Source organism: Streptomyces sp. NPDC057617, from assembly GCF_042800555.1.
Taxonomy (GTDB): Bacteria; Actinomycetota; Actinomycetes; order Streptomycetales; family Streptomycetaceae; genus Streptomyces.
Genome location: NZ_JBHVGV010000006.1, coordinates 438,925 through 462,500 on the forward strand (window position 1 = coordinate 438,925; position 23,576 = coordinate 462,500).

Annotated in this window: 19 protein-coding genes and 1 other RNA gene; 2 read left to right on the forward strand and 18 right to left on the reverse strand. The window is 70.1% G+C overall.

The genetic code is table 11. The features are described from left to right. Positions 1-179 precede the first annotated feature (179 nt). The 13 genes from ACFU9P_RS18255 to ACFU9P_RS18315 all read right to left on the reverse strand — a co-directional run bounded on the left by ACFU9P_RS18255 (position 180) and on the right by ACFU9P_RS18315 (position 17,227). On the reverse strand, positions 180-461 hold the full coding sequence (locus ACFU9P_RS18255; RefSeq protein WP_103834809.1) for an HU family DNA-binding protein: 282 nt from the start codon (positions 459-461) through the stop codon (positions 180-182). 494 nt (positions 462-955) lie between these two features. Continuing rightward, positions 956-2,401, reverse strand: a complete 1,446-nt coding sequence (locus tag ACFU9P_RS18260) for an NAD-dependent malic enzyme (protein WP_376374216.1) — start codon at positions 2,399-2,401, stop codon at positions 956-958. Between the two features lie 429 nt (positions 2,402-2,830). Further along, a complete protein-coding gene (locus ACFU9P_RS18265; RefSeq protein WP_384081735.1) occupies positions 2,831-5,305 on the reverse strand; it encodes a HelD family protein in 2,475 nt (824 codons plus the stop codon). Positions 5,306-5,353: 48 nt separating this feature from the next. Further along, on the reverse strand, positions 5,354-6,232 hold the full coding sequence (locus ACFU9P_RS18270) for a zf-HC2 domain-containing protein (protein ID WP_376374220.1): 879 nt from the start codon (positions 6,230-6,232) through the stop codon (positions 5,354-5,356). Next, positions 6,229-6,816 carry a sigma-70 family RNA polymerase sigma factor gene (locus ACFU9P_RS18275; protein ID WP_376374223.1) on the reverse strand — a complete coding sequence of 196 codons (588 nt, stop codon included), beginning with the start codon at positions 6,814-6,816 and terminating at the stop codon, positions 6,229-6,231. The genes ACFU9P_RS18270 and ACFU9P_RS18275 overlap by 4 nt, the downstream gene beginning before the upstream one ends. A 324-nt stretch (positions 6,817-7,140) precedes the next feature. Then, positions 7,141-7,734 carry a CGNR zinc finger domain-containing protein gene (locus tag ACFU9P_RS18280; RefSeq protein WP_376374226.1) on the reverse strand — a complete coding sequence of 198 codons (594 nt, stop codon included), beginning with the start codon at positions 7,732-7,734 and terminating at the stop codon, positions 7,141-7,143. Positions 7,735-7,870: 136 nt separating this feature from the next. Then, a complete protein-coding gene (locus ACFU9P_RS18285; RefSeq protein WP_384081740.1) occupies positions 7,871-8,410 on the reverse strand; it encodes a GNAT family N-acetyltransferase in 540 nt (179 codons plus the stop codon). 253 nt (positions 8,411-8,663) lie between these two features. After that, positions 8,664-9,803 carry a uroporphyrinogen-III synthase gene (locus ACFU9P_RS18290; protein ID WP_384081743.1) on the reverse strand — a complete coding sequence of 380 codons (1,140 nt, stop codon included), beginning with the start codon at positions 9,801-9,803 and terminating at the stop codon, positions 8,664-8,666. Positions 9,804-9,972: 169 nt separating this feature from the next. After that, positions 9,973-11,349 carry a nitrate/nitrite transporter gene (locus ACFU9P_RS18295; RefSeq protein WP_384081746.1) on the reverse strand — a complete coding sequence of 459 codons (1,377 nt, stop codon included), beginning with the start codon at positions 11,347-11,349 and terminating at the stop codon, positions 9,973-9,975. Positions 11,350-11,804: 455 nt separating this feature from the next. Next, positions 11,805-13,016 (reverse strand): acyltransferase, encoded by a 1,212-nt coding sequence (locus ACFU9P_RS18300; protein ID WP_384081749.1) that lies wholly within the window; start codon positions 13,014-13,016, stop codon positions 11,805-11,807. Beyond that, positions 13,013-15,136: a bifunctional polysaccharide deacetylase/glycosyltransferase family 2 protein gene (locus ACFU9P_RS18305; RefSeq protein WP_376374372.1), complete on the reverse strand. Its 2,124-nt coding sequence runs from the start codon at positions 15,134-15,136 to the stop codon at positions 13,013-13,015. The genes ACFU9P_RS18300 and ACFU9P_RS18305 overlap by 4 nt, the downstream gene beginning before the upstream one ends. A gap of 183 nt (positions 15,137-15,319) precedes the next feature. Next, the gene (locus tag ACFU9P_RS18310; protein WP_384081753.1) at positions 15,320-16,057 is read right to left on the reverse strand and encodes a hypothetical protein; all 738 of its coding nucleotides are present in this window, start codon (positions 16,055-16,057) and stop codon (positions 15,320-15,322) included. 186 nt (positions 16,058-16,243) lie between these two features. After that, positions 16,244-17,227, reverse strand: coding sequence for a LysR family transcriptional regulator (locus tag ACFU9P_RS18315; protein ID WP_384081756.1), 984 nt, complete (start codon positions 17,225-17,227; stop codon positions 16,244-16,246). A 357-nt stretch (positions 17,228-17,584) separates the two neighbouring features. Here ACFU9P_RS18315 and ACFU9P_RS18320 point away from each other — a divergent pair, with 357 nt between their 5' ends. Then, a complete protein-coding gene (locus ACFU9P_RS18320; RefSeq protein ID WP_384081760.1) occupies positions 17,585-18,643 on the forward strand; it encodes a protein kinase family protein in 1,059 nt (352 codons plus the stop codon). 95 nt (positions 18,644-18,738) lie between these two features. On the opposite strand, the gene ssrA is transcribed toward ACFU9P_RS18320, so the two are convergent. The 5 genes from ssrA to ftsE form a co-directional block, all read right to left on the reverse strand. Next, positions 18,739-19,125: a transfer-messenger RNA gene (gene ssrA / locus ACFU9P_RS18325) on the reverse strand. 108 nt (positions 19,126-19,233) lie between these two features. Continuing rightward, a complete protein-coding gene (gene smpB, locus ACFU9P_RS18330) occupies positions 19,234-19,713 on the reverse strand; it encodes an SsrA-binding protein SmpB (protein WP_376374245.1) in 480 nt (159 codons plus the stop codon). Positions 19,714-19,747: 34 nt separating this feature from the next. Further along, positions 19,748-21,070 (reverse strand): S41 family peptidase, encoded by a 1,323-nt coding sequence (locus tag ACFU9P_RS18335; RefSeq protein ID WP_384081763.1) that lies wholly within the window; start codon positions 21,068-21,070, stop codon positions 19,748-19,750. Positions 21,071-21,137: 67 nt separating this feature from the next. Then, positions 21,138-22,055, reverse strand: coding sequence for a permease-like cell division protein FtsX (ftsX, locus tag ACFU9P_RS18340; protein ID WP_046503714.1), 918 nt, complete (start codon positions 22,053-22,055; stop codon positions 21,138-21,140). A gap of 52 nt (positions 22,056-22,107) precedes the next feature. After that, complete coding sequence (ftsE, locus tag ACFU9P_RS18345; protein WP_046503740.1) at positions 22,108-22,797, reverse strand: cell division ATP-binding protein FtsE; 690 nt, start codon at positions 22,795-22,797, stop codon at positions 22,108-22,110. Positions 22,798-23,164: 367 nt separating this feature from the next. Here ftsE and ACFU9P_RS18350 point away from each other — a divergent pair, with 367 nt between their 5' ends. Then, on the forward strand, positions 23,165-23,359 hold the full coding sequence (locus ACFU9P_RS18350; RefSeq protein ID WP_046503743.1) for a hypothetical protein: 195 nt from the start codon (positions 23,165-23,167) through the stop codon (positions 23,357-23,359). The last annotated feature ends 217 nt before the right edge of the window (positions 23,360-23,576 follow it).

Consider the following 23,576-nt stretch of genomic DNA (forward strand, 5'->3'; position numbering starts at 1 on the left):
GGTGGAGAGTTTTGTGGGGCGGGGTGGGAGGGCCAGTTTGTGGGGGGGCGCTTTTTTTGGCTCCACACCCTTCTTCGTCCCAAAACATGGGTCTTCCCCCTTTTTTGGGTTCCCCCCCCCTGCGCGTTGTCTGCTGCTGATGATGTCTCCAGGACGTTTTACTCGCCCTTGAGGACGTCCTACTTGCCCTTGGCGGCTTCCTTGAGCTTGGAGCCCGCGGAGACCTTCACGCTGTAGCCGGCCGGGATCTGGATCGGGTCGCCGGTCTGCGGGTTACGAGCGGTCCGAGCGGCACGGTGGGTGCGCTCGAAGGTCAGAAAGCCGGGGATGGTGACCTTCTCGTCGCCCTTGGCGACGACTTCGCCGATGGTCTCGGCGAGAGCGGCCAGCACAGCGTCGGCGTCCTTGCGGGTCACCTCGGCGCGGTCGGCCAGGGCGGCCACCAGCTCACTGCGGTTCATGTTGTTACTCCCGTGTTCTTCTTGCCTGTGAGGCGTGAGATCGAAGCCGATGCTGCCAGGGCCCTCGGACAGTCCCCGGACCCGGGTCTGCTGACAGACCCTCGCGCCCGAATACGCATCCTGCCCCCACCAGCGGCGGGAAAGCCAATCCGGCACCCTCCGGAGTCACACGAAAAGCGCCACTGCCTCGTCGTCGTGACGTTCCGTGGACCCTGTGGAGACTCCTTGGAGCCTGGAGCCCTGAACCCCCCGAAGGCCCTGAAACCTCCCTGGAGCGGCGGGGCTCATGGTCCGCCACCCTAGAGGGGCCCCCAGGGCCCGGCGAATCGCGACGCGCCGGGCACGGGGCAGACGTGGGGCGTGCCACAAGCGTGCGGCACGCGGCACAGGACCGCAGGTCGGCAGGGGGGTGACAACGGGTCCCGGGGGCCCGTTGGAAGCGGGCCCGGGGGGTGCCGGTGGGTTGCCGGCGAGTGTGGCGGGCCCGTGGGGGGTCAGACCGCCGTGGGGGCCGTCACAGCGCCCGCGGCCGCCCTGGCCGCGTCGCGCACCGCGCCCGCGACCGCTCCGGCGACCTTGTCGTTGAAGACCGACGGCACGATGTAGTTGGGGTTCAGCTCGTCCTCGGTGACCACATCGGCCAGCGCTGCCGCCGCGGCCAGCATCATCTCCGTGTTGACCGTGCGCGACTGGGCGTCCAGCAGGCCGCGGAAGACACCGGGGAAGACCAGCACGTTGTTGATCTGGTTGGGGAAGTCGGAGCGGCCGGTGGCCACCACGGCCGCCGTCTCGCGCGCGATCGCCGGGTCGACCTCGGGGTCCGGGTTGGCCAGCGCGAACACGATCGCGCCGTCGGCCATGGCCGCGACATCGTCGCCGTCCAGCACGTTCGGGGCCGAGACCCCGATGAAGACGTCCGCGCCGGCCACGGCCTCCTTGAGGGTGCCGGTGACACCTTCGGGGTTGGTGTTGTCGGCGATCCAGCGCAGCGCGGTGCCGCCGGACTGGCCCGCGCCCGTACCGACGAGGTCCTCGCGGCCCGCGTGCACCACACCGTGGATGTCCGCGACCACCGCGTGCTTGACGCCCGCCGCGATCAGCAGCTTGAGGATGGCCGTACCGGCGGCGCCCGCGCCGGACATCACGACCCGTACGTCCTCGATGGACTTGCCCACCACCCGCAGCGCGTTGGTCAGGGCCGCGAGCACCACGATCGCGGTGCCGTGCTGGTCGTCGTGGAAGACCGGGATGTCCAGGGCCTCACGCAGCCGCGCCTCGATCTCGAAGCAGCGGGGCGCGGAGATGTCCTCCAGGTTGATGCCCGCGAAGCCGGGGGCGATCGCCTTGACGATCTCGACGATCGCGTCGGTGTCCTGGGTGTCCAGGCAGAGCGGCCAGGCGTCGATGCCGGCGAAGCGTTTGAACAGGGCCGCCTTGCCCTCCATGACCGGCAGCGCGGCCTTGGGGCCGATGTTGCCGAGGCCGAGCACGGCCGAGCCGTCGGTCACGACGGCCACCGAGTTGCGCTTGATGGTCAGCCTGCGCGCGTCCTCGGGGTTCTCCGCGATCGCCATGCAGACCCGCGCCACACCCGGGGTGTAGACCATCGAGAGATCGTCACGGTTGCGGATGGGGTGCTTCGACTGCATCTCGATCTTGCCGCCGAGGTGCATCAGGAACGTACGGTCGGAGACCTTGCCGAGGACGACGCCCTCGATCCCGCGGAGCTGTCCGACGATCTGGTCCGCGTGCGCCGTGGAGGTGGCGGCGATCGTGACGTCGATCCGCAGCTTCTCATGGCCCGAGGCGGTCACATCGAGGCCGGTCACGGAGCCGCCGGAGGACTCCACGGCCGTGGTGAGCTGGGAGACCGCGGTACCGCTCGCGGGCACCTCCAGCCTGACCGTCATCGAGTACGAGACGCTGGGCGCCGTTGCCATGACCGAGTTCCTCTGCTTTCCCTAGCCGCTGTGCCACCCCGCCCGACCCATGTCCCGGCGGCGCCTACCGATGGTCGCACCTACCAGTGGGTAGCAGGTAAAGACCGACACCTCCGGAATGTGTTTTCCGGGATGCGGGAGACCCTAACAGCGGCCTGTTCAAGGAAAGCAGGCCCCCACCAATGGCTGGTGAAGGCCCGCTGACAAAAAGGTGGCACCGGCCCGCCATGCTCGCCTCGCGGCAAGTGGTCGCTCGAAGCGACGAAGGTTGGGCCCGGGGGCTTGGATCGAACCGGTGCCGTACCCAGGCTAACAAACCACCCCGGTAAGTGATTCCCTCCTCGCGAGTTGACTGTGAATCAGTCCCGCAGCGGGCCGGGGGCGCTGGAGCGCGTCAGTCCCGGAGCGGGCCGGGGGCGCTGGAGCGCGTCAGTCCCGCAGCAGGTCCGGCACTCCCGCCGCGTCCGGCTCGTCGCGGGACGTCGAGACCACCGTGAGCCGCTGCGTCGCCCGGGTGAGTGCCACGTACAGCACCCGCAGTCCGGCGGGCGACTCGTCCGCGATCTCGGCGGGCGAGACCACGACCGTCGCGTCGTACTCCAGGCCCTTGGCCTCCAGACTGCCCAGCGCCACCGCGCGCCCGCCGAGTCCGGCCAGCCAGCGGGCCGCCTGCTCGCGCCGGTTCATGGCGACGACCACGCCGACCGTGCCGTCGACGGTGTCCAGCAGCCGCCGGGCCTCCGCCCGTACGGCCGCGGCGAGGTCACCGTCCCGTACGACCGTGAAGCAGGGGCGTACGCCGGTGGAACGCACCGCCCTCGGGGAGCGCATTCCGGGCATGGCCAGGGCCAGGACCTTTGCCGCGAGTGCCGCGATCTCGGCCGGGTTGCGGTAGTTCACGGTCAGGGTGAAGCGGCGGCGCGGACGGGTGCCGAGCGCCTCGTCACGTGCCTCGGCCGCCTCGTCCGCGTCCGGCCAGGACGACTGGGCCGGGTCGCCGACGACCGTCCAGGTGGCATGCCGGCCGCGGCGGCCGACCATCCGCCACTGCATGGGGGTCAGGTCCTGCGCCTCGTCGACGATGACATGCGCGTACTCGGTACGTTCCGCCGCCAGCCGTTCGGCCCGCTCCCGCTGCGACTCCTCGCGCTGCGGCATCAGCTCCTCCAGACCGGTGAGCTGGTCCAGCGGGTCGAGTTCGCGGCGCTTCCTGGGGCGCGGCGGCGAGCCGAGCAGGGTCTCCAGCTCGTCCAGCAGTGCCACGTCGTGCACGGACAGCGGCCCCTTGCCGTCCTCGCCCAGCCGCTTCAGCGAGCGCGCCAGTCGGCGGGTCTCGCCCGGGTTGAGGATCCGGCGGGCCCAGCGGCCGAGCCGGCGCTCGTCGCCCATCGCGGCGAGCACCGCGCGCGGGGTCAGCTCGGGCCACCAGCCGTTCAGGAACTCGATGAAGCTGTCTTCTGACGTGACGTCCTCGTCGAAGGACCCGCGCAGTTCGGCGGCCAGCTCGGGGTCGGTGTGGCGGCCCGCGGAGCCGGACTTCGTCCAGAGGGCGTCGAGCAGCAGCCTGCGGGCGCGCGGGCGCAGCAGATTGACCGGCGCGGTCCCGCCGAGCACGGACTCGCGGATACGGCGCAGCTCGTCGGCTTCGAGTTCCAGCCGCCGGCCGAAGGCGACGACGCGCAGCCGGGTGGGCGCGGCGGCCGGAGCGGCGGCACGGACGCCGTCACCGGACTCGCCGGAGCCGGCGGCTTCACCCGCTTCGTCGGCTTCACCGAAGGCGAGCTGCCCCTGCCGGGCCGCGGCCGGGGCCGCAGTGGCGCCCTCCAGCGCTCCCCTGGCCGCCTTGCGCAGCACCTTCAGCATCCGCGCCGATCCCTTGACCCGGGCCACGGCCGGTTCGTCGTACGCCGTGGCCTCCGCGCCGTCCACCAGCGACCCGACCGCGCGGATCGCCACCTGCCCCTCCTCGCCCAGCGAGGGCAGCACGCCCTCCGTGTACGCGACGAGCAGCGGCGTCGGCGAGACGACCAGGATGCCGCCCGCGTACCGCCGCCGGTCCTGGTACAGCAGATACGCGGCCCGGTGCAGCGCCACCGCGGTCTTGCCGGTCCCGGGCCCGCCCGACACCTCGGTCACCGACGCGGCCGGCGCCCGGATCACCAGATCCTGCTCCGCCTGGATCGACGACACGATGTCCCGCATGGTGTGGCTGCGCGCCTGCCCGAGCGCGGCCATCAGCGCGCCGTCCCCGATCACCGGCAGCGCCGCGCCGTCCAGCGACGCGGTCAGCTCCGGGCGCATCAGATCGTCCTCGACCCCGAGGACCCTGCGGCCCTTGGAGCGGATGACCCGGCGCCGTACCACCCGGCCCGGATCGACCGGGGTCGAGCGGTAGAAGGGCGCGGCGGCCGGCGCGCGCCAGTCGATCACCAGCGGCGCGTAGTCGGAGTCCAGGACCCCGATCCGGCCGATGTGCAGGGTCTCGGCGATATCGGCCGTACGGTCCGACCTGATGGCGTCGTCGGCGGGCTCGACCGAGGTGTACGCGCCGTCCGGCCCCTTCTGCCCGTCCTTGCCCGGCAGCAGGTCGATGCGCCCGAAGAGGAAGTCCTCGAACTCGTTGTTGAGCCGGTTGAGGTGGATCCCGGCCCGGAAGACCTGCGCGTCCCGCTCGGCGAGCGCCCCCGGCGTACCGACCTGCCCCCGTTTGGCGGCGTCGTCCATCAGGAACTCCGCCTCGTGGATCTTCTCCTCCAGGCGGCGGTACACCTGGTCGAGATGGCGCTGCTCACCGTCGATCTCGCGCGCGCGTACGGAGTCCTGCCCCGTGTCGCGTACGGAATCGACGGCCGGTCCAGCGGATTGAACAGCGGCATCCTGCGCGGCCACCGTGGCCCCCTTCATGACGTGCGTCGGGCAGCCGTCAACCGTACGCGAAGGGGAGCCGGAATGTCAGGCGTCGACTTCCACCAGTCGCTCGCCGTCGAAGGTACGGACCTCGAAGTGGTCGATGTCATTGCTGTCCATGGCCGTGCCGCCGTGGACGTACAGCGGGCTCTTGGAGATCTTGTTCGGGCTGTCGGGGATGCCGTACCCCCACTTGGGAACCGACCAGGAGGTGACGGTCTCCTCCTCGCCGGTCTTGGAGACCGCGACGAGGCTGCACTTGAGGGGGCCCTTCACATTCTTCAGCTCCAGGACCGTGTGCGTGCCCCAGCCCTTGGGCTCCATGCCGATGGTGGCGGTGACCTTCGTGGCGGCGTCCGTCGCCCACACCTTGTCCGGCATGTGGTTGAAGAACGCGTCCTCGGCCGGGCTGGTGGGGTGCGGGTCCCCGGCCTGGTTGCTGGTCCCGCCGTCGCCCGCGGCCGTGACGGCCACCACGGGACCGCCGATGATCAGCGCCGCGGCCGCCGCGACCAGATACAGCCCGCGCCGCCTGCGCTGGGCGCGCTTGGCCGCCACCTCGTCGACCAGCCGGCCGAGGAGCTGCGGGCTGGGCTGTACGGAGACGGACGGCGTGGGGAGCTGCGCCAGCGGTACGACGGGAGCCACCGGCGCCAGCGGTGTCACCGAGGCGAGCGGCCCGGGCGGGGCCTGCGCGCCGGGCGCCGCCGCGAAGGGGCCCGGAGCGTCCGCCAGCATGGCGAGCATCGGCTCCATCCCGGAGAACTCCTCCAGGTTGACGGCGCAGATACGGCAGCCGGCGAGATGCTCCTCGAAGGCGGTCGCCTCGGCGTCGTCCAGAATGCCGAGGACATACGCGCCGACGGCTTCGTGCACAGAATTCTCGTCGCCCGGTCCGTTTCCGTACCGCTCGTGCGTGGTCATGCCGAGACCCCCCTCTCCTCCAGCGCGAGCTTCATGGAACGCAGCGCGTAGAACACCCGTGAACGCACCGTCCCGCTGGGTATACCGAGCGTCTCGGCCGCCTCGTTGACCGTACGCCCCTTGAAATACGTCTCCACCAGGACTTCCCGGTGAGCGGGCGTCAAATCATCGAGCGCGTCCGAGAGCGTCATCAGCCACAGCGCCTTGTCGATCTCGTCCTCCGCGGGCATGACCTCCAGCGGCGACGGGTCGACCTCCTGCGGCCGGGCCTGCCGGCTGCGGTGACCGTCGATGACGATGCGCCGGGCGACCGTCACCAGCCAGGGTCGGACAGAGCCGGTCGCCCGGTTGAGCTGACCGGCGTTCTTCCAGGCACGGATGAGCGTCTCCTGCACCACGTCCTCGGCGCGCTGGCGGTCGCCCGCGACGAGGCGGAGCACATAGGCGAGCAGGGGTCCGGCGTGTTCCCGGTAGAGGGCTCGCATCAACTCCTCGTCGGGGACGGAGACATTGGTGCGCGGTGCCTCGCTCCGGTGCCGGGCCCGGTGAGGTCGGTCTTCGGCCACGGCCGCATCCTTGCGCACCTGAACCTCCCGGTCGAGACCTCGATGGCTGCTTCTCCCTCATCACTACGGACGGCCGGGGGAGGTCACTCAACGCGCCCGGAAAAAGTTTCAAGATCTTTTCCAGGGAGGTTTGCGGGGCGGGGCGGGCGGCTGGGGCGGGTTCGCCCCGGAACGGGACCCGGGTGGGACCCGCAGGGGATCCGGACGGGATCCGTGGAGAAGACGCGCAGGAATCGTGTGGGGAATGCATGCAACCTGCGAAGGGAGCGTGTGTGAGTTGGCCGGAAATAGCGGGAGGGACTGGAAGTCGCCTCAGGCGCGCAGGAGGGACCGGAAGTCGCCTCAGGCGCGCGACAGGGCCGTTCTGCGGCGGTGCCTCGCCACCCGCTCGCGGTTGCCGCAGACCTCGCTCGAACACCAGCGGCGCCGCCGCCCCCGCGAGGTGTCCAGATACACCCGCCGGCAGGTGTCGCCCTCGCACTGCCGCAGCCGCGCCCGCGCCGCCGGGTCGGTGAGCAGGTCCACCGCGTCCCGGGCCACGGCCGCCAGCAGCGCCTCGCACTCGGGCTCGGCGCTGAGCGCCCGTACGAGCGCGCCGTCCTCGTCCCGTACGGCCCTGATCCCCGGCGGCGCCTCCGCGGCCAGCGCGTTGACCCGGTCCAGGGCGCGGGACGCGTCCCGCCCGTCGATCTGGGCCCGTACCAACTGGCCCACACCGTCCCGGAGTTCGGCGAACGACCGTACCCAGCCCGCGTCCACGGCGCGCAGCGGGGTCCCCTCCGGCACCAGACCCGCGCCGACCAGCCAGCGGCGGAGCGGTACGGCGCCGTCGAGTTGTTCGCGCCCTCTGGTGGTCGGCTCCGCCGTGGCCACCAGGTCCAGGCAGACGCGCCCGGAGTCGAACCGCCACTCGTACGAGCCCATGCCCGCCACCATGTGCCTGTCACCGCCTCGGGTTCACCGGCTGGGTGCTTCTTGCGTGCTTCTCTCAGGGGGTCTCCCCTCAGAGTGCCTGCCCCCGGACGCGCCCGTAACCCCTGTCACGACTCCGGTCACGACTGCTGTCATGCGGCTACGGGGCGACGCCCGGCGGGCTGTTGTGCAGGATGCGCTGGAAGAGGTGGTGGTCGCGCCACTCCCCGTCGATGTGCAGATAGCGCGGCGCGGTCCCGATCAGCTCGAACCCGCATTTGCGCAGGACCCGTTGCGAGGCGGCGTTGGCGAGCATGGTGCCCGCCTCTATCCGGTGCAGGCCCAGTTCGTCGCGGGCCGCGCGGCAGACCTCCTGGACGGCGCGGGTCGCCAGGCCGCGGCCGGTGTACTCGGCGTCGATCCAGTAGCCGAGGACGGCGCTGCGGAAGGCGCCGAGGGAGACGCTGGAGAGATTCACCTCGCCGACGATCCGGGTGCCGTCGGCGGCGAACCAGCGCCGTACGGACGGATCGGCGAGCCAGCGGGCCTGGGTCTGCGGGGTGAAGAACTCGTCGGGACGGTACGGCTCCCAGGGACGCATGTGGTCGCGGTTGCGGACCAGTGCCTCGGCGACGTTCGTGGCGTCGTCTGGGGTCGCGGGCCTGATGCGGAGGGAGGAGCCGGAGGAGTCGTTGGCCATTCCTCGTACGGTACCGACGGGACCGGGAAGCACCAGAGGGCCTCAAGGGAACCGGGAAGCGACAGGGTGCGCCGGGGGAGGCCCGCGTACCCCCGCGAACGCGGGCTCGTGCCTGCCCGTGCGCCCCTGCACGCCCGCGTACCTCCGTACGCCCTCATACCTCCCGTACGCCCGCGTACCTCCCCGTACGTACGACGTACCGCCTCGTACCTCCCCGTACGTCCGGCCGTACCCCGTACCTCCTCGTACGTCCCTACGCGTCCGCGTACTTGGAGTCCGCCGCCGGGTCCAGCGCCAGCCGGTAGCCGCGCTTGACCACCGTGTGGATCAGCCTGGGCGCGCCCAGCGCGGTCCGCAGCCGGGCCATCGCGGTCTCCACGGCGTGCTCGTCGCGGCCCGAGCCCGGCAGCGCGCGCAGCAGTTCCGCGCGCGAGACCACCCACCCCGGCCTGCGGGTCAGCGCGTGCAGCAGCGCCATCCCCGCGGGCGGCACCGGCCGCAGCTCGCCGTCGACCAGCACGGCGTGGCCGCGGATCTCGACGCGATGGCCGGCGACCGGCAGCGCCCTGGCCCGGCCCGGCAGCTCCGTACAGAGCACCTGGACGAGCGGCCCGAGCCGGTAGCGCTCCGGCTGGACCGTGTCGATCCCGCGCGCCTGGAGCGGCAGCGCGGTGACGGGCCCGACGCAGGCCGCCAGCACATCGTGGTGCAGGGCGTCGAGCAGCGCGGGCAGCCGGCCGCGGTCCCCGGCGCGCGCGAGCAGCGAGGCGGCGGCCGGCGCGCTGGTGAAGGTGACGGCGTCCACGGCGCGCGAGACGACCGCGTCGATGAGCCGGTCCACCGGGGCAAGGTCCTCCGGGGGCATCCAGCGGTACACCGGTACGACGACGACCTCGGCGCCCCCGGCCCGCAGCGACTCCACGAATCCGGGCAGCGGTTCGCCGTGCAGTTGCAGCGCGACGCGGCGGCCCTCGACGCCCTCGCCGAGAAGCCTGTCGAGCACCTCGGCCATCGACTCGGACCCCGGCGACCAGGCCTCGACGAGCCCGGCGGCGCGGATGGCACCCTTCACCTTGGGCCCGCGGGCGAGGAGTTCGACCCCGCGCAGACAGGCGAGCAGTTCCTCGCCGTGGCCCCAGCCGTCGGCGGCCGCGATCCAGCCGCGGAACCCTATGGCCGTGGTCGCCACCACCACATCGGGCACGGTGTCGATCAATTCCTTGGTGGCGGCGAGGAGTTCGGTGTCGTCGGCGAGCGGCACGATCCGCAGCGCGGGCGCGTGTACGACGGAGCCGCCGCGCCGCTGGAGCAGCGCGCCCAGTTCGTCGGCGCGCCGGGCGGCCGTGACCCCGATGGTGAAGCCCGCGAGGGGGCCGTGCCGCTCGCTGTCCATGGCTCTCCTCTGCCTCTCCTCGCGTCGCGGTGCTGTGGTCGCACGTCCCGCACGTTCGTCCCACACGTCTCGTACGGCGTCGCTGGAGCTACCGAGCCTGTCAACGGTGCGTGACAGGCCCGGATCGCACGCATTTCCCCGCTGTAACGACCACCTCGGGACGCACCGCTCACATCCGTGCGTAACGGAGCCTGGACTCCGGTTCCGCCGGTACGGCCGGGGCGCCCGCCCGGCGAAGGTATACCGCCCAGGTCAGGGCCGAGCAGGCCGCGTAGCAGACCAGGAACGCGACATAGGCCGAGGTCCCGGTGCCGGACGTCTGGAACGACTGCCGGAACGCGAGGTTGATCACCAGCCCGCCGAGCGCCCCGACCGCGCCGATCAGCCCCATCGAGGCCCCGGACAGCCTGCGCCCGTACGCGGCGGCCGCCTCGCCCGTCATCCCCCTGGCCAGCGCCTTCGCACGGAAGATGCCGGGGATCATCGTGTACGTCGATCCGTTGCCGACCCCGGTGAGCAGGAACAGCGCGCCGAATCCGGTGAGGAACAGCGGCAGCGATTCGATCAGCGAGGCGAGGACGACGACGCCGGTCGCGAGGGCCATCGCCACGAAGTTGCAGAGGGTGATCCGGGCGCCCCCGTACCGGTCGGCGAGCGCGCCCCCGGCCGGCCGTGCCAGCGAACCGAGCAGCGGCCCGGCGAAGGTCAGCGAGGCGGCCTGCAGAGGGGTCCGCCCGAACTGGGTCTGGAGCACCAGGCCGAAGGCGAAGCTGTATCCGATGAACGACCCGAAGGTCCCTATGTACAGCACGGACATGATCCAGGTGTGCCGGTCCCGTACGGCTTCCCGCGCCGCGCCCGTGTCATTGCGTACGGGCGCCAGATTGTCCATGAACAGCGCGGCACAGAGCGCGGCGGCCAGGATCAGCGGGATGTAGATGCCGAGCAGGATCCGCGGCCGGTCCGCGCCCGCCGCCGCGATCACCAGCAGCCCGGCCACCTGCACGACCGGCACCCCGATGTTTCCGCCCCCGGCGTTGAGGCCGAGCGCCCAGCCCTTGCGGCGCAGTGGGTAGAAGGAGTTGATGTTCGTCATCGAGGAGGCGAAGTTCCCGCCGCCGATCCCGGTGAGCGCCGACACGGCCAGGAACGTGGTGTACGAGGTCCCGGGCTCCATCACCGCGAACGCGGCCCCGGCCGGCAGAAGCAGGGCCAGCGCGCTGAAGACCGTCCAGTTCCGGCCACCGAAGCGGGCGACGGCGAAGGTGTACGGCACCCGTACGACCGAGCCGACCAGGGTGGCCACCGCGATCAGCGCGAACTTCCCGGCGGGATCGACCCCGTACTCCGGCCCCATGAACAGCACCATGACCGACCACAGGGTCCAGACCGAGAACCCGATGTGCTCGCAGAACACCGAACAGATCAGATTGCGCCGCGCGATCCGCTCCCCCGTGGCGGCCCAGAAGTCCTCGTCCTCGGGATCCCACCGCTCGATCCAGCGGCGCCCCTTGCGTACGGCGGTGGTGGTGGTCGGGGCAGTCATCACGCCTCCACGAACGGGTCCGGTTGAATGCCCCAGACCGTACGGACGCCGCGTTTCACCCCCGTACCCCAACGTGACCACGGCGCAACCTTGCCCTCACCCACCGCGGCACCCGCGTGTGAGCGCGTGCGCGCGGAAGGCGGGCCGGACGTACCGGCCCGCCTCCGCTTTGTCCGACGGAACTCCGATCAAGCGCTGTCCGTCACCGTTGAGACCGTGCGCGAATCACTTCGAACACCGCCCCACCCCCGGCAAGAATGATTCCCGCTACCGTGAGTGCGACATGTACAGCCCCATGGGTGTAGGGCAGGGAAGCGATCTGGACGAAGGCCAGGAGTCCCAGCAGTACCGCTCCGGCCGTAACGCGCTCTCTGTTCGCCAATTCTTCTTTCCCCCCTGGGACTTGCTGCTGTATGCGCGGGACCGCCGGGCCGGGCCTGCGCCTCGTACCCGCCTCACGCCCCCCGGGCCCTGGCACCGGCGCCGTTCGGCCACAGCCGTGGCCTGCGCTTCGCCGCCACATCCTCCACCCACCCGATCGCGAGGATCAGCAGGCCGAGCAGCGGCCAGATCAGGACCAGGCTCAACGCCTCGTACGACGCGTCCAGTTGGGCCGAGTACGCGTCGATCCCCGGGATCAGCCAGAGCTGGTCGATGAGCGGGAACGTGGCCATTATGAGCAAGTTGTGCCAGAGATAGATCGTCACCGCGCGGTTGTTGGCAAGGGTGATCGTCGAGTCGAACTGGGCCAGCTTCCCCGGGAGCGTGCGCCACGACGGCGCGTAGTGGAGCAGGATCGCGCAGAAGCCCAGCGACCACATCGCCTGGGCGAGCGGGATCTCGTCCAGGTTCCAGCCCTCCTCGGTGAGATGCCCCGAGGCCCACCACAGCGCGAAGGCCATCGCGAAGGCGGCCAGCGAAATCGTGATGTAGCGCGGGACCTTGCGGAACATTCCGTCGTTGTGGGCGAAGCCGAGCACCCAGCACGCGCCGTACACCGCGAAGTCGGAGAGCGCCTCGCCGGTCTCGCCCGGGATCTCCACCAGCCCGCTGCTCAGAACGGCGGTGAGGGCGACCGGAAAGACCAGCGTCGCCCACGGCACCCGCCGGAACGCCCACAGCAGCAGCGGCGAGGCGATGACGAACCAGAGGTAGGCCCGGATGTACCAGAGCGGACCCGCCGCCTGCTCCGCCCAGGTCTCCTCCAGCAGCCCGCTCGGGGAGCCGCTCTCGTACGGGTACGGAGGCGCCCCGAACGGCACGATGTAGTTGGCCAGCCGCAGGAACCACCACACCCCCTCCTCCCGGTCCGCCCGCCACCCGAGGACGAACATCACGGGCACGACGATCAGCGCGAACGCCCACATCGGCGGCACCAGCCGCCTCAGCCGGCCGCGGATGACGCTCCACGGCGGACGCTTGGACAAGGACCGGGCCATCAGCGATCCGGCCAGCGCGAACATCACCCCCATGGAGGGGAAGAGGATCGTCAGCCAGGCCCAGCCGAAGATATGGAAGACGACGACCCTGACCAGCGCGACCGCCCGCAGCAGATCGAGATAGCGGTCGCGCCCGCCGGAGGGAGCCGCGCCCGCGCCCGCCTCCTGAGGCGTCGCCTTGTGCTTGGGCGGCGCCCCCGGGGCAGGCCGCACAGGTTGAGTTGTCACGCCACGGGCCTCCGATCGGCATCGCGCCCGCGCGGACTCGGAATCGAGCCCGGCGCCTCCACCACTCCGGTACGGCGCAGCTTCTGCCACCGCAGCCGGCCACCGGTGAGCGCGGTGATCCAGGACTGGAGCAGCACCACATACATGAGCTGCCGGTAGAGGATCTGCTGGAGGGGCAGCGAGATCAGATGGGTCATGCGCTCCCGGTCGAGACGGAAGGCGTACGCGGCGCACACCGCCTGGATGAGCAGGACCCCGAGCCAGGCCACGACGGTCTTCTCGGTGGGGCCGAAGACCAGGCCGTACAGCAGGAACACATCGATCAGCGGGGCCAGCAGCGGCGCCAGCACCATGAAGAGCGAGACCAGCGGCAGCCCGACCCGTCCGAACCGGCCGGAAGGACCGCGCTCGATCAGGGCCCGGCGGTGCTTCCAGATCGCCTGCATCGTGCCGTAGCTCCAGCGGTACCGCTGCGACCAGAGCTGCTGCACCGATTCCGGCGCCTCGGTCCACGCCCGCGCGCGCTCGGCGTACACGACCCGCCAGCCGTCGCGGTGCATGGCCATCGTGATGTCGGTGTCCTCGGCGAGCGTGTCCTCGCTCATCCCGCCGACGCGCTCCAGCGCCTCGCGCCGGAAGGCCCCGACCGCGCCCGGGATGGTGGGCATGCAGCGGAGCATGTCGTACATCCGCCGGTCGAGGTTGAAGCCCATCACGTACTCGATGTGCTGCCAGGCGCCGATGAGGCTGTCGCGGTTGCCGACCTTGGCGTTGCCCGCGACCGCGCCGACGCGCGGATCACCGAAGGGCTGCACCAGCTCGCGGACGGTGGACGGCTCGAAGACCGTGTCGCCGTCCATCATCACGATCAGATCGTGACGGGCGTGCGCGATGCCGTTGTTGAGGGCGGCCGGCTTGCCGGAGTTGGGCTGGCGTACGACATGGACGTTCGGCAGCCAGAGCGCCTCGACGATGTCCGCGGTCCCGTCGGTCGAACCGTCGTCGATGACGATGACCTCAATGGGATGGTCGCTCTCGCTCAGCGAACGCACCGTATTGGCTATGCACTCGCGTTCGTTGTACGCGGGTACGAGCACCGTCACCGGTTCGGTGACGGGCGCGCCCCAGGTGAAGCCGCGCCGCCGCACCCTGCGGGTATGCGCGAAGGACAGCACCAGCATCAGCCCGAACCGCGCGATGACCAGCGCGCCGATCACGGAGAGCCCGACCACCAGGACGCCGGTGATGTTCTCCGAGAGGGCGACGGCGCCGACCCAGGCCTTGCCCTTCCACAGGGCCATGCCCGTGACCGGGGTATGGGCGCTGGGGGCGCCGAGGGCCTCGGTGACGGTGGTGAACTCGTACCCCTTCGCCTGCATCTCCGGCAGGAAGTGCCCCAGCGCGGCGACGGTCTGCGAGCGGTCGCCGCCGGAGTCGTGCATCAGCACGATCGCGCCCTTGCCGCCCTTGGGGGTGGCGTTACGGGTGATCACCCTGGCGCCGGGGCGCTTCCAGTCCTCGCTGTCCGTGGTGTCGAGCACGGTGATGTAGCCGAGGCTGCCGATGTACTCGGCGACCGGCCAGGACTTGTTGTCCATGGCCGACGAGAACGAGGAGTACGGCGGGCGGAAGAGCGAGGTACGGATGTCGGCCGCGCCCGCGAGCGCGAGCTGGTTCTGCGAAAGCTCCCAGTCGATACGGGACTTGGACTGGAAGGAGAGATCGGGGTGGTTGAAGGTGTGCAGACCGACCTCGTGGCCCTCGTCCACCATGCGTTTGACCAGCGCCGGGTAGCGGGAGGCCATGGTGCCGGTGACGAAGAACACGCCGTGGGCGTCGTACTCCTTCAGCCGGTCGAGGACCTTGGGGGTCCACACCGGGTCGGGGCCGTCGTCGAAGGTGAGGACGAGCTTGTGGTCCGGGATGTTCAGCGCGCGGGCGGGGGTGGCGCCGCGCGCGTCGATGACCGGGCCGCCCTTGCGGATCCGGTCGGGCACCTGGTCGGCGTCGACGGATTCGCGGACGCGGTGGTCGGCGAGGATCTCGCTGTGTACGTAGCCGCGCAACATCAGCATCGCGAAGAGCGCGACGAGGATGAGCGAGGGCAGCAGATAGCGCATGGGCAGTCTGCGCCGCTTGGCCCGGGCGTCTTTGGCCTGCTTGGCCTTCTTGGTACGACGAGTGGTGTACCGGGGCTGGCCGTCGCCGGTGTGGCGGGGTCCACTGTTGTTGTTGCCGGTGTGCCGGGGGCCGCTGTTGCTGTTGTTGCCGGTGTGGCGGGGCTGTCTGCCGGAGTGAGTCATCTAGAACGCGCCTTCCGCGGCCATGGCCATGGGCTGGCCTCCCTCGGGCTGGCCGCCGTCCGGCGGCGGAGAGCCGACGGGCGGTGGCGAGCTGGGGTCGGTGGCCGGCGGGCTCTCGTCGACGGGCGGTGTCTCGGAAGGCGGCTCGGCGCCGGTCCCGCCGGTGCCGGTGCCCGGGTTGCCGCCGGTGCCGGGCGAAGTCCCGGGATCCGGCTCGGTGTCGCCGCCCGTACCGCCCGCGGTGTCGGCGGACGGCTTCGTCGTGAGCGACATGCCCGGCACGGGCTTGCCGGAGGCGTCCGTGGTGGTGCTCTCCGAAGGCTGCGGTACGGTCCCGCCGTTCGAGCCGGTCGGCGAGGGGCTGACACCGGGGGTGGCGGGCGATTCACCGGCGGACGCGCTGACCTTCGGGGTCGGCTGGATCTCTACGGTCTCGGGCTGCCGGTCGTCGGCGAGACCGGGTATCTGGAGCCATGGAGCGGTGGAGTTGCCGCCGATCAGGGCGACCAGCAGTGTCACCGCGTAGCAGGCGCAGGCGATGGCGACGATCCAGCCCGCGCGGCGGAAGGTCTTGCCGCGACGGCCGCTTGCGTCGACGAACACCGGACCGTCGGATATCTCAGGACTTGCCTCCGGCGCGGAGCCCGGCTCCTGCGCGGGATGGCTGCCCGTGGGCAGTTCGGAGAGCTGACGGCCCACTCCGTCGAGTTCGACGGTCACATCACTCGGCTCATGCATATGCCCTGTCCGGGCATCTTCACGCCATTTGTCCACTACGGTGCGCACATCCCCCACCACTGAAGGTATTCGGGCGTCCCGCGGCTGGCTGGATATCAACCCGGCCGAGTCCCCACTCCAGCCGAGTACCCCCCTACCACACCGCACCCGAGCCACGAATGTAGCGCACCGGGATGGCACGGGAGTTCAGCTTCGGGGGTTGCCGTGCATCAGTCCGGTGACAGTGCTCGGCACCCAACTCCCAGGGTCGAGATCCAGCCAACCTTCCTCGCGCGCAAGCCCGCTCGCGGCGGCCCGCAGCGCGTCCACTCCGGGGTGCTTGACCCCCTTGCGCCACACCATCGCGAGGGGCGCAACGGGCGGTGACTGCGGTACGGACCCGGCCAACGGCCGCAGCACCGCCCCCGGCATCTCGGGGAAGTCCGCCACGGCGAGCACGGGCGTACGGTGCTTCGCCATCACCCGCCGGAACTCCTCGGCCCCCACAGCCATCGGCGCCGGCGGCGCGATCGCGATGTCCCGCCCCGAGAAGAGCTGCCGCGCCAGCTCGGTCCACTCCAGCGTCCCCGGATTCCCCGCCCCGGCGTACACGCTCTCCCCGGCGAGCGCGTCGAGCGTCACCTCGGCGTGCTCGGCCAGGGGGTGGTCGTACGGCAGCAGCACGGCCAACGGCTCGTACCGTACGAGCTGATGGTCCAGCCCGGACCGCAGCACGGGCGCGAGCCCACCGGCATAACCGAACGACACATCGAGCCGCCCGCCGAGAATCTCCCCCGCGGCCCGCGTGAGCCCGCTCTCGAACCGGGCCATCAGCTCCCACCCGGGCACAAGCTCCCGCGCCCGCTCCAGCACCCGGCCGGACACCATGCCCGCACTGTTGAGATCAACAAGCAACGGCCGCCCTCCATCGGCGCAAGCGGCAAGCAACTCGTCCTGCGCGTCCAGCACCCGCCGCGCATACGGCAGCAACCGCTCCCCGTCCCCCGTCAACACCACCTGCCGAGTGGTCCGTACGAACAGCTCAACCCCCAACTCCCGCTCCAGCCGCCGGACATCCCGACTGAGCGCCTGCTGCGCGACATAAAGCCGCGCGGCGGCACGGGTGAAGTGCAGTTCTTCAGCAACGGCGACAAAGGCACGCAGGAGCCGCGGCTCAACATCTCGGGGCACACCCGCATTCAACAGAGCCCGGCCAACGATCCACAACACACATGCGTGAATCGCCCCTGATCAGGTGTTGGACCCCCCAGACCGGATCCCCCCAGGCTGAACACATGCCACCCACCCCGCAACCCCCGTTGATGACAGTAACGGGCCACACCCTGGTCCTGGCCCAAAGACAAACCCCCAACCCACCCCCCGACCCACGCCCCTGCCTCTTCACCCGGTGCGCCCGGTTCTTCACGGTCATACGTGCCCGGAGGCCGAACCGCGGAGCTACGGTGGAGCGTGGTCGCGCCCAGCAGGAGTAGCCATTGCAGGATCGAGGTCGGTGCCCCGGTGGAAGCGGCAGTGAAGTGCCCTGACATGTCGCACGGTGCGCGTCTCACCGCCCATGGCGCCGTCTCCACATCGCTGGCCCTGTGCAGTGATCGCGCACTGCGCGAACTCGTGGACACGGCCGTGCCGATCGGTTCCGGCATCGGCGGGAAGTCGGCCCTGCTGGATGTCGCCGGAACGCCGGTCTTCGTGAAGCGGGTTCCCCTCACCGATCCGGAGAGGCAACCGGAGAACGTCCGGTCCACGGCGAACGTGTTCGCGCTGCCGGTCTTCTGCCAGTACGGCATCGGCGGGCCGGGCTTCGGGGTCTGGAGGGAACTCGCCGTGCACACCATGACGACGAACTGGGTGCTCGCGGGGGAACACGAGGGCTTCCCCCTCATGTACCACTGGCGGGTACTGCCGGACTCCACCCCCCTGCCCCAGGAACTGGCCGACGTCGAACAGGCCGTCGCCTACTGGGGCGGCGGATCGCAGGTGCGCCGCCGGATCGAGGCCCTCCGGCAGTCCTCGGCGAGCGTCGCGCTGTTCCTGGAGTACATCCCGCAGAACCTGCACGAGTGGCTGGGCGAGCGGATGGACGCCGACGGCGAGGCCGCCGACCGGGCCTGCGCCATGGTGGAGAGGGAACTTGAGGCTGGAACCTCATTCATGAACAGCCGCGGCCTCCTGCACTTCGACGCCCACTTCCAGAACATCCTGACCGACGGCCGGCGCCTTTTCTTCACGGACTACGGGCTTGCGATCTCCTCCCGGTTCGAACTGTCGCAGGAGGAGGTCGGCTTCTTCGACCGGCACCGGACCTACGACCGTTGCTACTCGGTCACCTACCTGGTGAACTGGCTGGTCACCGCCCTGTACGGGTACGGGAGAGACGACCGCGAGGCGCAGGTACGCGCATACGCCCAAGGTGAGCGCCCCACGGGAATCCCAGAGGAAGCCGCGGCAATCCTCACCCGATACGCACCGCTCACCGCAGTGATGGCGGACTTCTTCCGCAAGCTCCAGCACCAGAGCAGGCAGACCCCGTACCCCCTGGAGAAAATCCGCCGGATCAGCCGTACGTACGGCCCGTCCAACGGCTGACGGACCCGTGGGACTGTCTGTCTGGCCACGCCCAACGGCATGGCTGAGGCCCCGCTGCCGGAGCAGTGGGGCCTCAGTTTGGTGCTACATGGGAATTGTGGAGATGGCGGGAATCGAACCCGCGTCCAACGGTGCGGAACCAGGGCTTCTCCGAGCGCAGTCCGCTTCGCTTTTCTCGGCCCCGGAGATCACGCGGACAAGTCTCCGACGGGCTCAGTCACTGTTTGGTTTCCCGCTGCTCCCCGTGACCGGGCTCAGTGGTTTAGTTCCCTAGCTGATGCCAGGATCCGGGTCGGGAACAGCCCCGGGCTGACACTCCGCGGAGTCTTCGCTAGCTGCTAATTAGGCAGCAAGGGCGAAGGCGGAGGAATCGCGCTTAGAAGTGGCGATTATTGTTTGCGACATATGGTTAGCGAGATCATTGCCGCTTCCTCGGCTCGCTTCCCCTGCTTCGACATCCGCTGTCGAAACCGATCATCCCCATGTTGATTTTTCAATCGTGCACATACACCCGCTTCGAGGTGCGCCACCCATCGTACGTGATCAACGGCAGACCGTGCCAGCCTATTCCGCAGGCGGAGTGGCCCGGCTCAGGCGCGCTGGCGGCGCTTCACCGCCGAGATCGCGCGGTCCGTCTCGCGGCGGTCCTGCTTTTCCCGGAGCGTCTGGCGCTTGTCGTACTCCTTCTTGCCCTTCGCCAGCGCGATCTCGACCTTCGCCCGGCCGTCCTTGAAGTACAGGGCCAGCGGCACGATCGTGTGCCCGGTCTCCTGGGACTTGGACTCCAACTTGTCGATCTCGACCCGGTGCATCAGCAGCTTCCGCTTGCGCCGGGCGGTGTGGTTCGTCCACGTTCCCTGGCTGTACTCGGGCACATGCACGTTGTGCAGCCAGGCCTCGTGCCCGTCGATCTGGACGAAGCCGTCCACCAGTGAGGCCCGCCCCTGGCGCAGGGACTTCACCTCGGTGCCGGTCAGCACGAGACCGCACTCATAGGTGTCGAGAATGTGGTAATCGTGCCGCGCCTTCTTGTTCTGCGCGATCAGTTTGCGCCCTGTTTCCTTAGCCATAGTCCCGCCATTTTCGCACCCCGGCGCAACTTCTTTACCGAGTGCCGCCGGGCCCGCTGCCAGAACCGCCGCCGAGTCCGCTCAGTACCGTCGTGGCCCGCTCCTCGGCATCCGCGCTCACCAGCAGATCGGGAGTGACGCCCCGGCCGTCCACACCATGGCCGGCCGGAGTGCGGTAGTGGCCCACGGTCAGCTCGGCGACCGAGCCGTCCGGCAGCCGGCTGGGCATCTGGACCGAGCCCTTGCCGAAGGTGCGCGAACCGACCGTGACCGACCGGCCCCGGTCCTGGAGCGCGCCGGTGACCAGTTCCGCGGCGCTCATCGTGCCGCCGTCGACCAGCACCACCACGGGCCTGGCCGTGTCACCGCCGGGCGCCGCGTAGAGGGCGCGCTGCTCGCCCCGTATGTCGTACGTGGCGACCAGACCGCCGTCCAGAAAGGCCGACGCGGCCGTAACGGCCTCAGTGACCAGCCCGCCGGCGTTCCCCCGCAGGTCAAGGAGGATGCCGACACCTTCGGGGGCGCCCAGGACGGCGTCCCGTACCCGCTGCCCCGAGCCCTTGGTGAACGCCTCGACGGTGATCCGCAGTGCATCGGCGTCAGCGCCGGCCCCGTCACCGCTCTCGGCGCCGGACTCGTCACCGGTCCCGGCGCGGGTCTCATCACCGGACGCACCGCCGGTCCCGCCGCTCCCACCGGCCCCGTCCGCCGTGCCGATCCGCTCCACCGTCACCGGCTCCGTGGCCAGCCGCGCCCGGCGCAGGCTCCGCGTCCAGGAGTGCCCGTCCCGTTCCAGCCCGAGCACAACGGTCGTACCCACCGCCCCGGAGTCCGATCCCGGCCCGGACCCCGAGCCCCGCAGCAGCGCCATGACCTCCGTCACGGGCCGCCGCGCGACCGCCGCGCCGTCGATCGTCCTGATGGTGTCGCCGGGCGCGATCCCGGCCCGGGCCGCCGGGCCGCCCTGCTGGACCCGGGTCACCTCGATCAGGCCCTCGCCCGTACGCCTGGCGCCGAGCCCGACCCCGGTGTACTCACCGTCGAGAGCCTGCTCGAACTCCTCGTACTGACTCTTGTCGTACACCGCGCCCCAGCGGTCGCCGCTGCGGCTGACGACCTCCTCGGCCGCCTCCGTCGCGGACTTTCCGTCCGCCATCGCCTCGGCGGCGGCCCTGGCGACCTCTTCGCGGTCGGCCGTCGCGGCCACGTTCCGGGTCGGAACGCGGGACGTCTTCTCCTCCGCGCGCGGCAGGGAGTCCGTGGCCGCGGCCGTGGCGAGGACGCTCGCGAACAGCAATGTCAGGGCAGCCCCGCGGCGGACAGCGCAGGATCTATGGTGCGACTCGGAACCCGACATGGCGTTGAGTCTAGGACAACGCGCGGCGACCGAACGGCGCTTGCCCCGACGCGGCCAGGGGCACTTGTCACACCCTGAGGTACTTGCGCAGCGCGAGGAAAGCAGCCACCGCGGGCATCAGCAGACCGATCGCGATCACCAGCGGAAGCTTGGCGAGCACGGCGTCCCAGCCGATGAAGTTGACGAGCTGCATCTTGTCGGCAAGGGCGAGACCGTTGTCGATCAGGAAGTAACGGCCCACCAGCAGCATGACGCAGGCGACCGCGCCGCCGATCAGCCCGGCGAACGCCGCCTCCATGATGAACGGCATCTGGATGTAGAAGCTGGACGCGCCCACCAGCCGCATGATCCCGGTCTCCCTGCGGCGGCTGAACGCCGACACCCGTACGGTGTTGACGATCAGCATCAGCGCGATGACCAGCATCAGCGCCATCACACAGAGCGCCGCCACATTCATACCGGTCATCAGGTCGAAGAGATTCTGCAGGATGTCCCGCTGGTCCTGGACGGACTCGACCCCGTCCCGGCCCGCGAAGGCCGTCGCCACCACCTTGTACTTCTCCGGGTCCTTGAGCTTGACGCGGAAGGACTCCGGCATCTGGTCCGGGGTGATGGAGCTGGCGATCGGGGAGTCGCCGTACTTCTCCTTGTAGTGCTTGTACGCCTCGTCGGCCGTCTCGTAGTGGACCTTCTCGACGATGTCCATCTTCTTCAGATCGGTCTCGATCTGCTTCTTCTGCTCGCCCGTCACCGCGCCCTTGACGCACTTCGGCGCGGTCGCGGCATCGTTCTTGTTGCACAGGAAGATGGAGACATTGACCTTGTCGTACCAGTAGTCCTTCATCACGCTGACCTGGTCGCGCATGAGCAGCGCGCCACCGAACAGGGCGAGCGACAGGGCTACGGAGACGATGACGGCGAAGGTCATCGTGAGATTGCGGCGGAGACCGACGCCGATCTCCGACAGGACGAACTGGGCGCGCATGGCGTCCTTTCAGCTTTCGTTTCAGCTTTCGGTGCTCAGGTGCGGCGGGCGCTCAGTGCTGGTAGCCGTAGACGCCGCGTGCCTGGTCGCGCACCAAGCGGCCCTTTTCCAGCTCGATCACGCGCTTGCGCATCTGGTCGACGATGTTCTGGTCGTGGGTCGCCATCACGACGGTGGTGCCGGTGCGGTTGATACGGTCCAGCAGCTTCATGATGCCGACGGAGGTCTGCGGGTCGAGGTTTCCGGTCGGCTCGTCCGCGATCAGCAGCAGCGGCCGGTTGACGAAGGCCCGTGCGATCGCGACACGCTGCTGCTCACCACCGGACAGCTCGCCGGGCATCCGGTCCTCCTTGCCGCCGAGACCGACGAGGTCGAGGACCTGGGGGACGGACTTGCGGATCTCGCCGCGGGACTTGCCGATGACCTCCTGCGCGAAGGCCACGTTCTCGGCGACGGTCTTGTTCGGCAGCAGCCGGAAGTCCTGGAACACGGTGCCGAGCTGGCGGCGCATCTGCGGCACCTTCCAGTTCGACAGGCGCGCGAGGTCCTTGCCGAGGACATGCACCATGCCGTGGCTGGTGCGCTCCTCGCGCAGGAGCAGTCTCAGGAAGGTCGACTTGCCGGAGCCGGACGAGCCGACCAGGAAGACGAACTCCCCCTTCTCGATTTCGAGGGAGACATCACGCAGGGCCGGGCGGTTCTGCTTCGGGTAGGTCTTGGAGACATTGTCGAATCGGATCACGGGATGCACCACGCACGGTCGGCCGGGAGTTACGGAAACTACGAGAGGAGCGGGGAAGCGGCGAAGCGGGGCTTCGGGGACTCGCGAGTACGGGACCAGGTGAGCGAGACCTTACGCGAACGGGACAGGGCCGCGCAGTCCGCGTCCCGGGATGAGACGGGGCCAACAGCGGCGGTACGTCCCGGCTTGGGCGCTTTATCACGGATGCCGGGCGGCCGCCAGCGTTAATGGGCCCACCGGAATGCGGTCGGCCGCGCCGAAAGCTTCGGAAACTGGCACAGTGGGGTGGGGAACGGTCGTGTTTCCCGGAGCGTTGAGCGGAGTGAACACTGGCTGCGGCTCCGCCGCGCGGTGAGGAGGAATGCGCATGACCTACGACCGATTGGTGTGCGCCAACTGCGCGGGGCCCGTCAGCGAGGGCAGATGCCCCGTCTGCCGTGCCAACAGGGAGCGACTTCAGCAGCGCGGCCCGCTGGGAGGCCTGAGCCCGGTGGCTCTGCTGACGCTGCTTCTCCTGCTGGTGGCGGCGGTGGCGCTGGTCGCCGCGCATCAGCCCGCCTGACACCCGGCCCGCCCGGGGCGAGGGGTACGTACCGGCTGAGGGGTACGTACACCGGCCCGGGGCCACACCTCACAGGGCACGCAGAGGGGCCCGGGAAACCCACGCCAGAGTTTCTCGGCCCCCCCGCCCCCTTCTCGCCCCCTGAAATCCCCCCCCCCCAAGGGTACAGACCTCCCTCACGGCCCCCGTCGACCGCCAATCAAATACCCCCAACAAA

Excerpts from the sequence above, each read along its gene's own strand:
- ACFU9P_RS18290 (WP_384081743.1), bottom strand. The coding sequence starts at position 9,803 with ATGGACAGCGAGCGGCACGGCCCCCTCGCGGGCTTCACCATCGGGGTC.
- ACFU9P_RS18270 (WP_376374220.1), bottom strand. The coding sequence starts at position 6,232 with ATGACCACGCACGAGCGGTACGGAAACGGACCGGGCGACGAGAATTCT.
- ACFU9P_RS18335 (WP_384081763.1), bottom strand. The coding sequence starts at position 21,070 with ATGTCGGGTTCCGAGTCGCACCATAGATCCTGCGCTGTCCGCCGCGGG.
- ACFU9P_RS18320 (WP_384081760.1), top strand. The coding sequence starts at position 17,585 with ATGTCGCACGGTGCGCGTCTCACCGCCCATGGCGCCGTCTCCACATCG.
- ACFU9P_RS18265 (WP_384081735.1), bottom strand. The coding sequence starts at position 5,305 with ATGAAGGGGGCCACGGTGGCCGCGCAGGATGCCGCTGTTCAATCCGCT.
- ACFU9P_RS18350 (WP_046503743.1), top strand. The coding sequence starts at position 23,165 with ATGACCTACGACCGATTGGTGTGCGCCAACTGCGCGGGGCCCGTCAGC.
- ACFU9P_RS18280 (WP_376374226.1), bottom strand. The coding sequence starts at position 7,734 with ATGGTGGCGGGCATGGGCTCGTACGAGTGGCGGTTCGACTCCGGGCGC.
- ACFU9P_RS18255 (WP_103834809.1), bottom strand. The coding sequence starts at position 461 with ATGAACCGCAGTGAGCTGGTGGCCGCCCTGGCCGACCGCGCCGAGGTG.
- ACFU9P_RS18260 (WP_376374216.1), bottom strand. The coding sequence starts at position 2,401 with ATGGCAACGGCGCCCAGCGTCTCGTACTCGATGACGGTCAGGCTGGAG.
- smpB (WP_376374245.1), bottom strand. The coding sequence starts at position 19,713 with ATGGCTAAGGAAACAGGGCGCAAACTGATCGCGCAGAACAAGAAGGCG.
- ACFU9P_RS18310 (WP_384081753.1), bottom strand. The coding sequence starts at position 16,057 with ATGCATGAGCCGAGTGATGTGACCGTCGAACTCGACGGAGTGGGCCGT.
- ACFU9P_RS18295 (WP_384081746.1), bottom strand. The coding sequence starts at position 11,349 with ATGACTGCCCCGACCACCACCACCGCCGTACGCAAGGGGCGCCGCTGG.
- ACFU9P_RS18305 (WP_376374372.1), bottom strand. The coding sequence starts at position 15,136 with ATGCGCTATCTGCTGCCCTCGCTCATCCTCGTCGCGCTCTTCGCGATG.
- ftsX (WP_046503714.1), bottom strand. The coding sequence starts at position 22,055 with ATGCGCGCCCAGTTCGTCCTGTCGGAGATCGGCGTCGGTCTCCGCCGC.
- ACFU9P_RS18285 (WP_384081740.1), bottom strand. The coding sequence starts at position 8,410 with ATGGCCAACGACTCCTCCGGCTCCTCCCTCCGCATCAGGCCCGCGACC.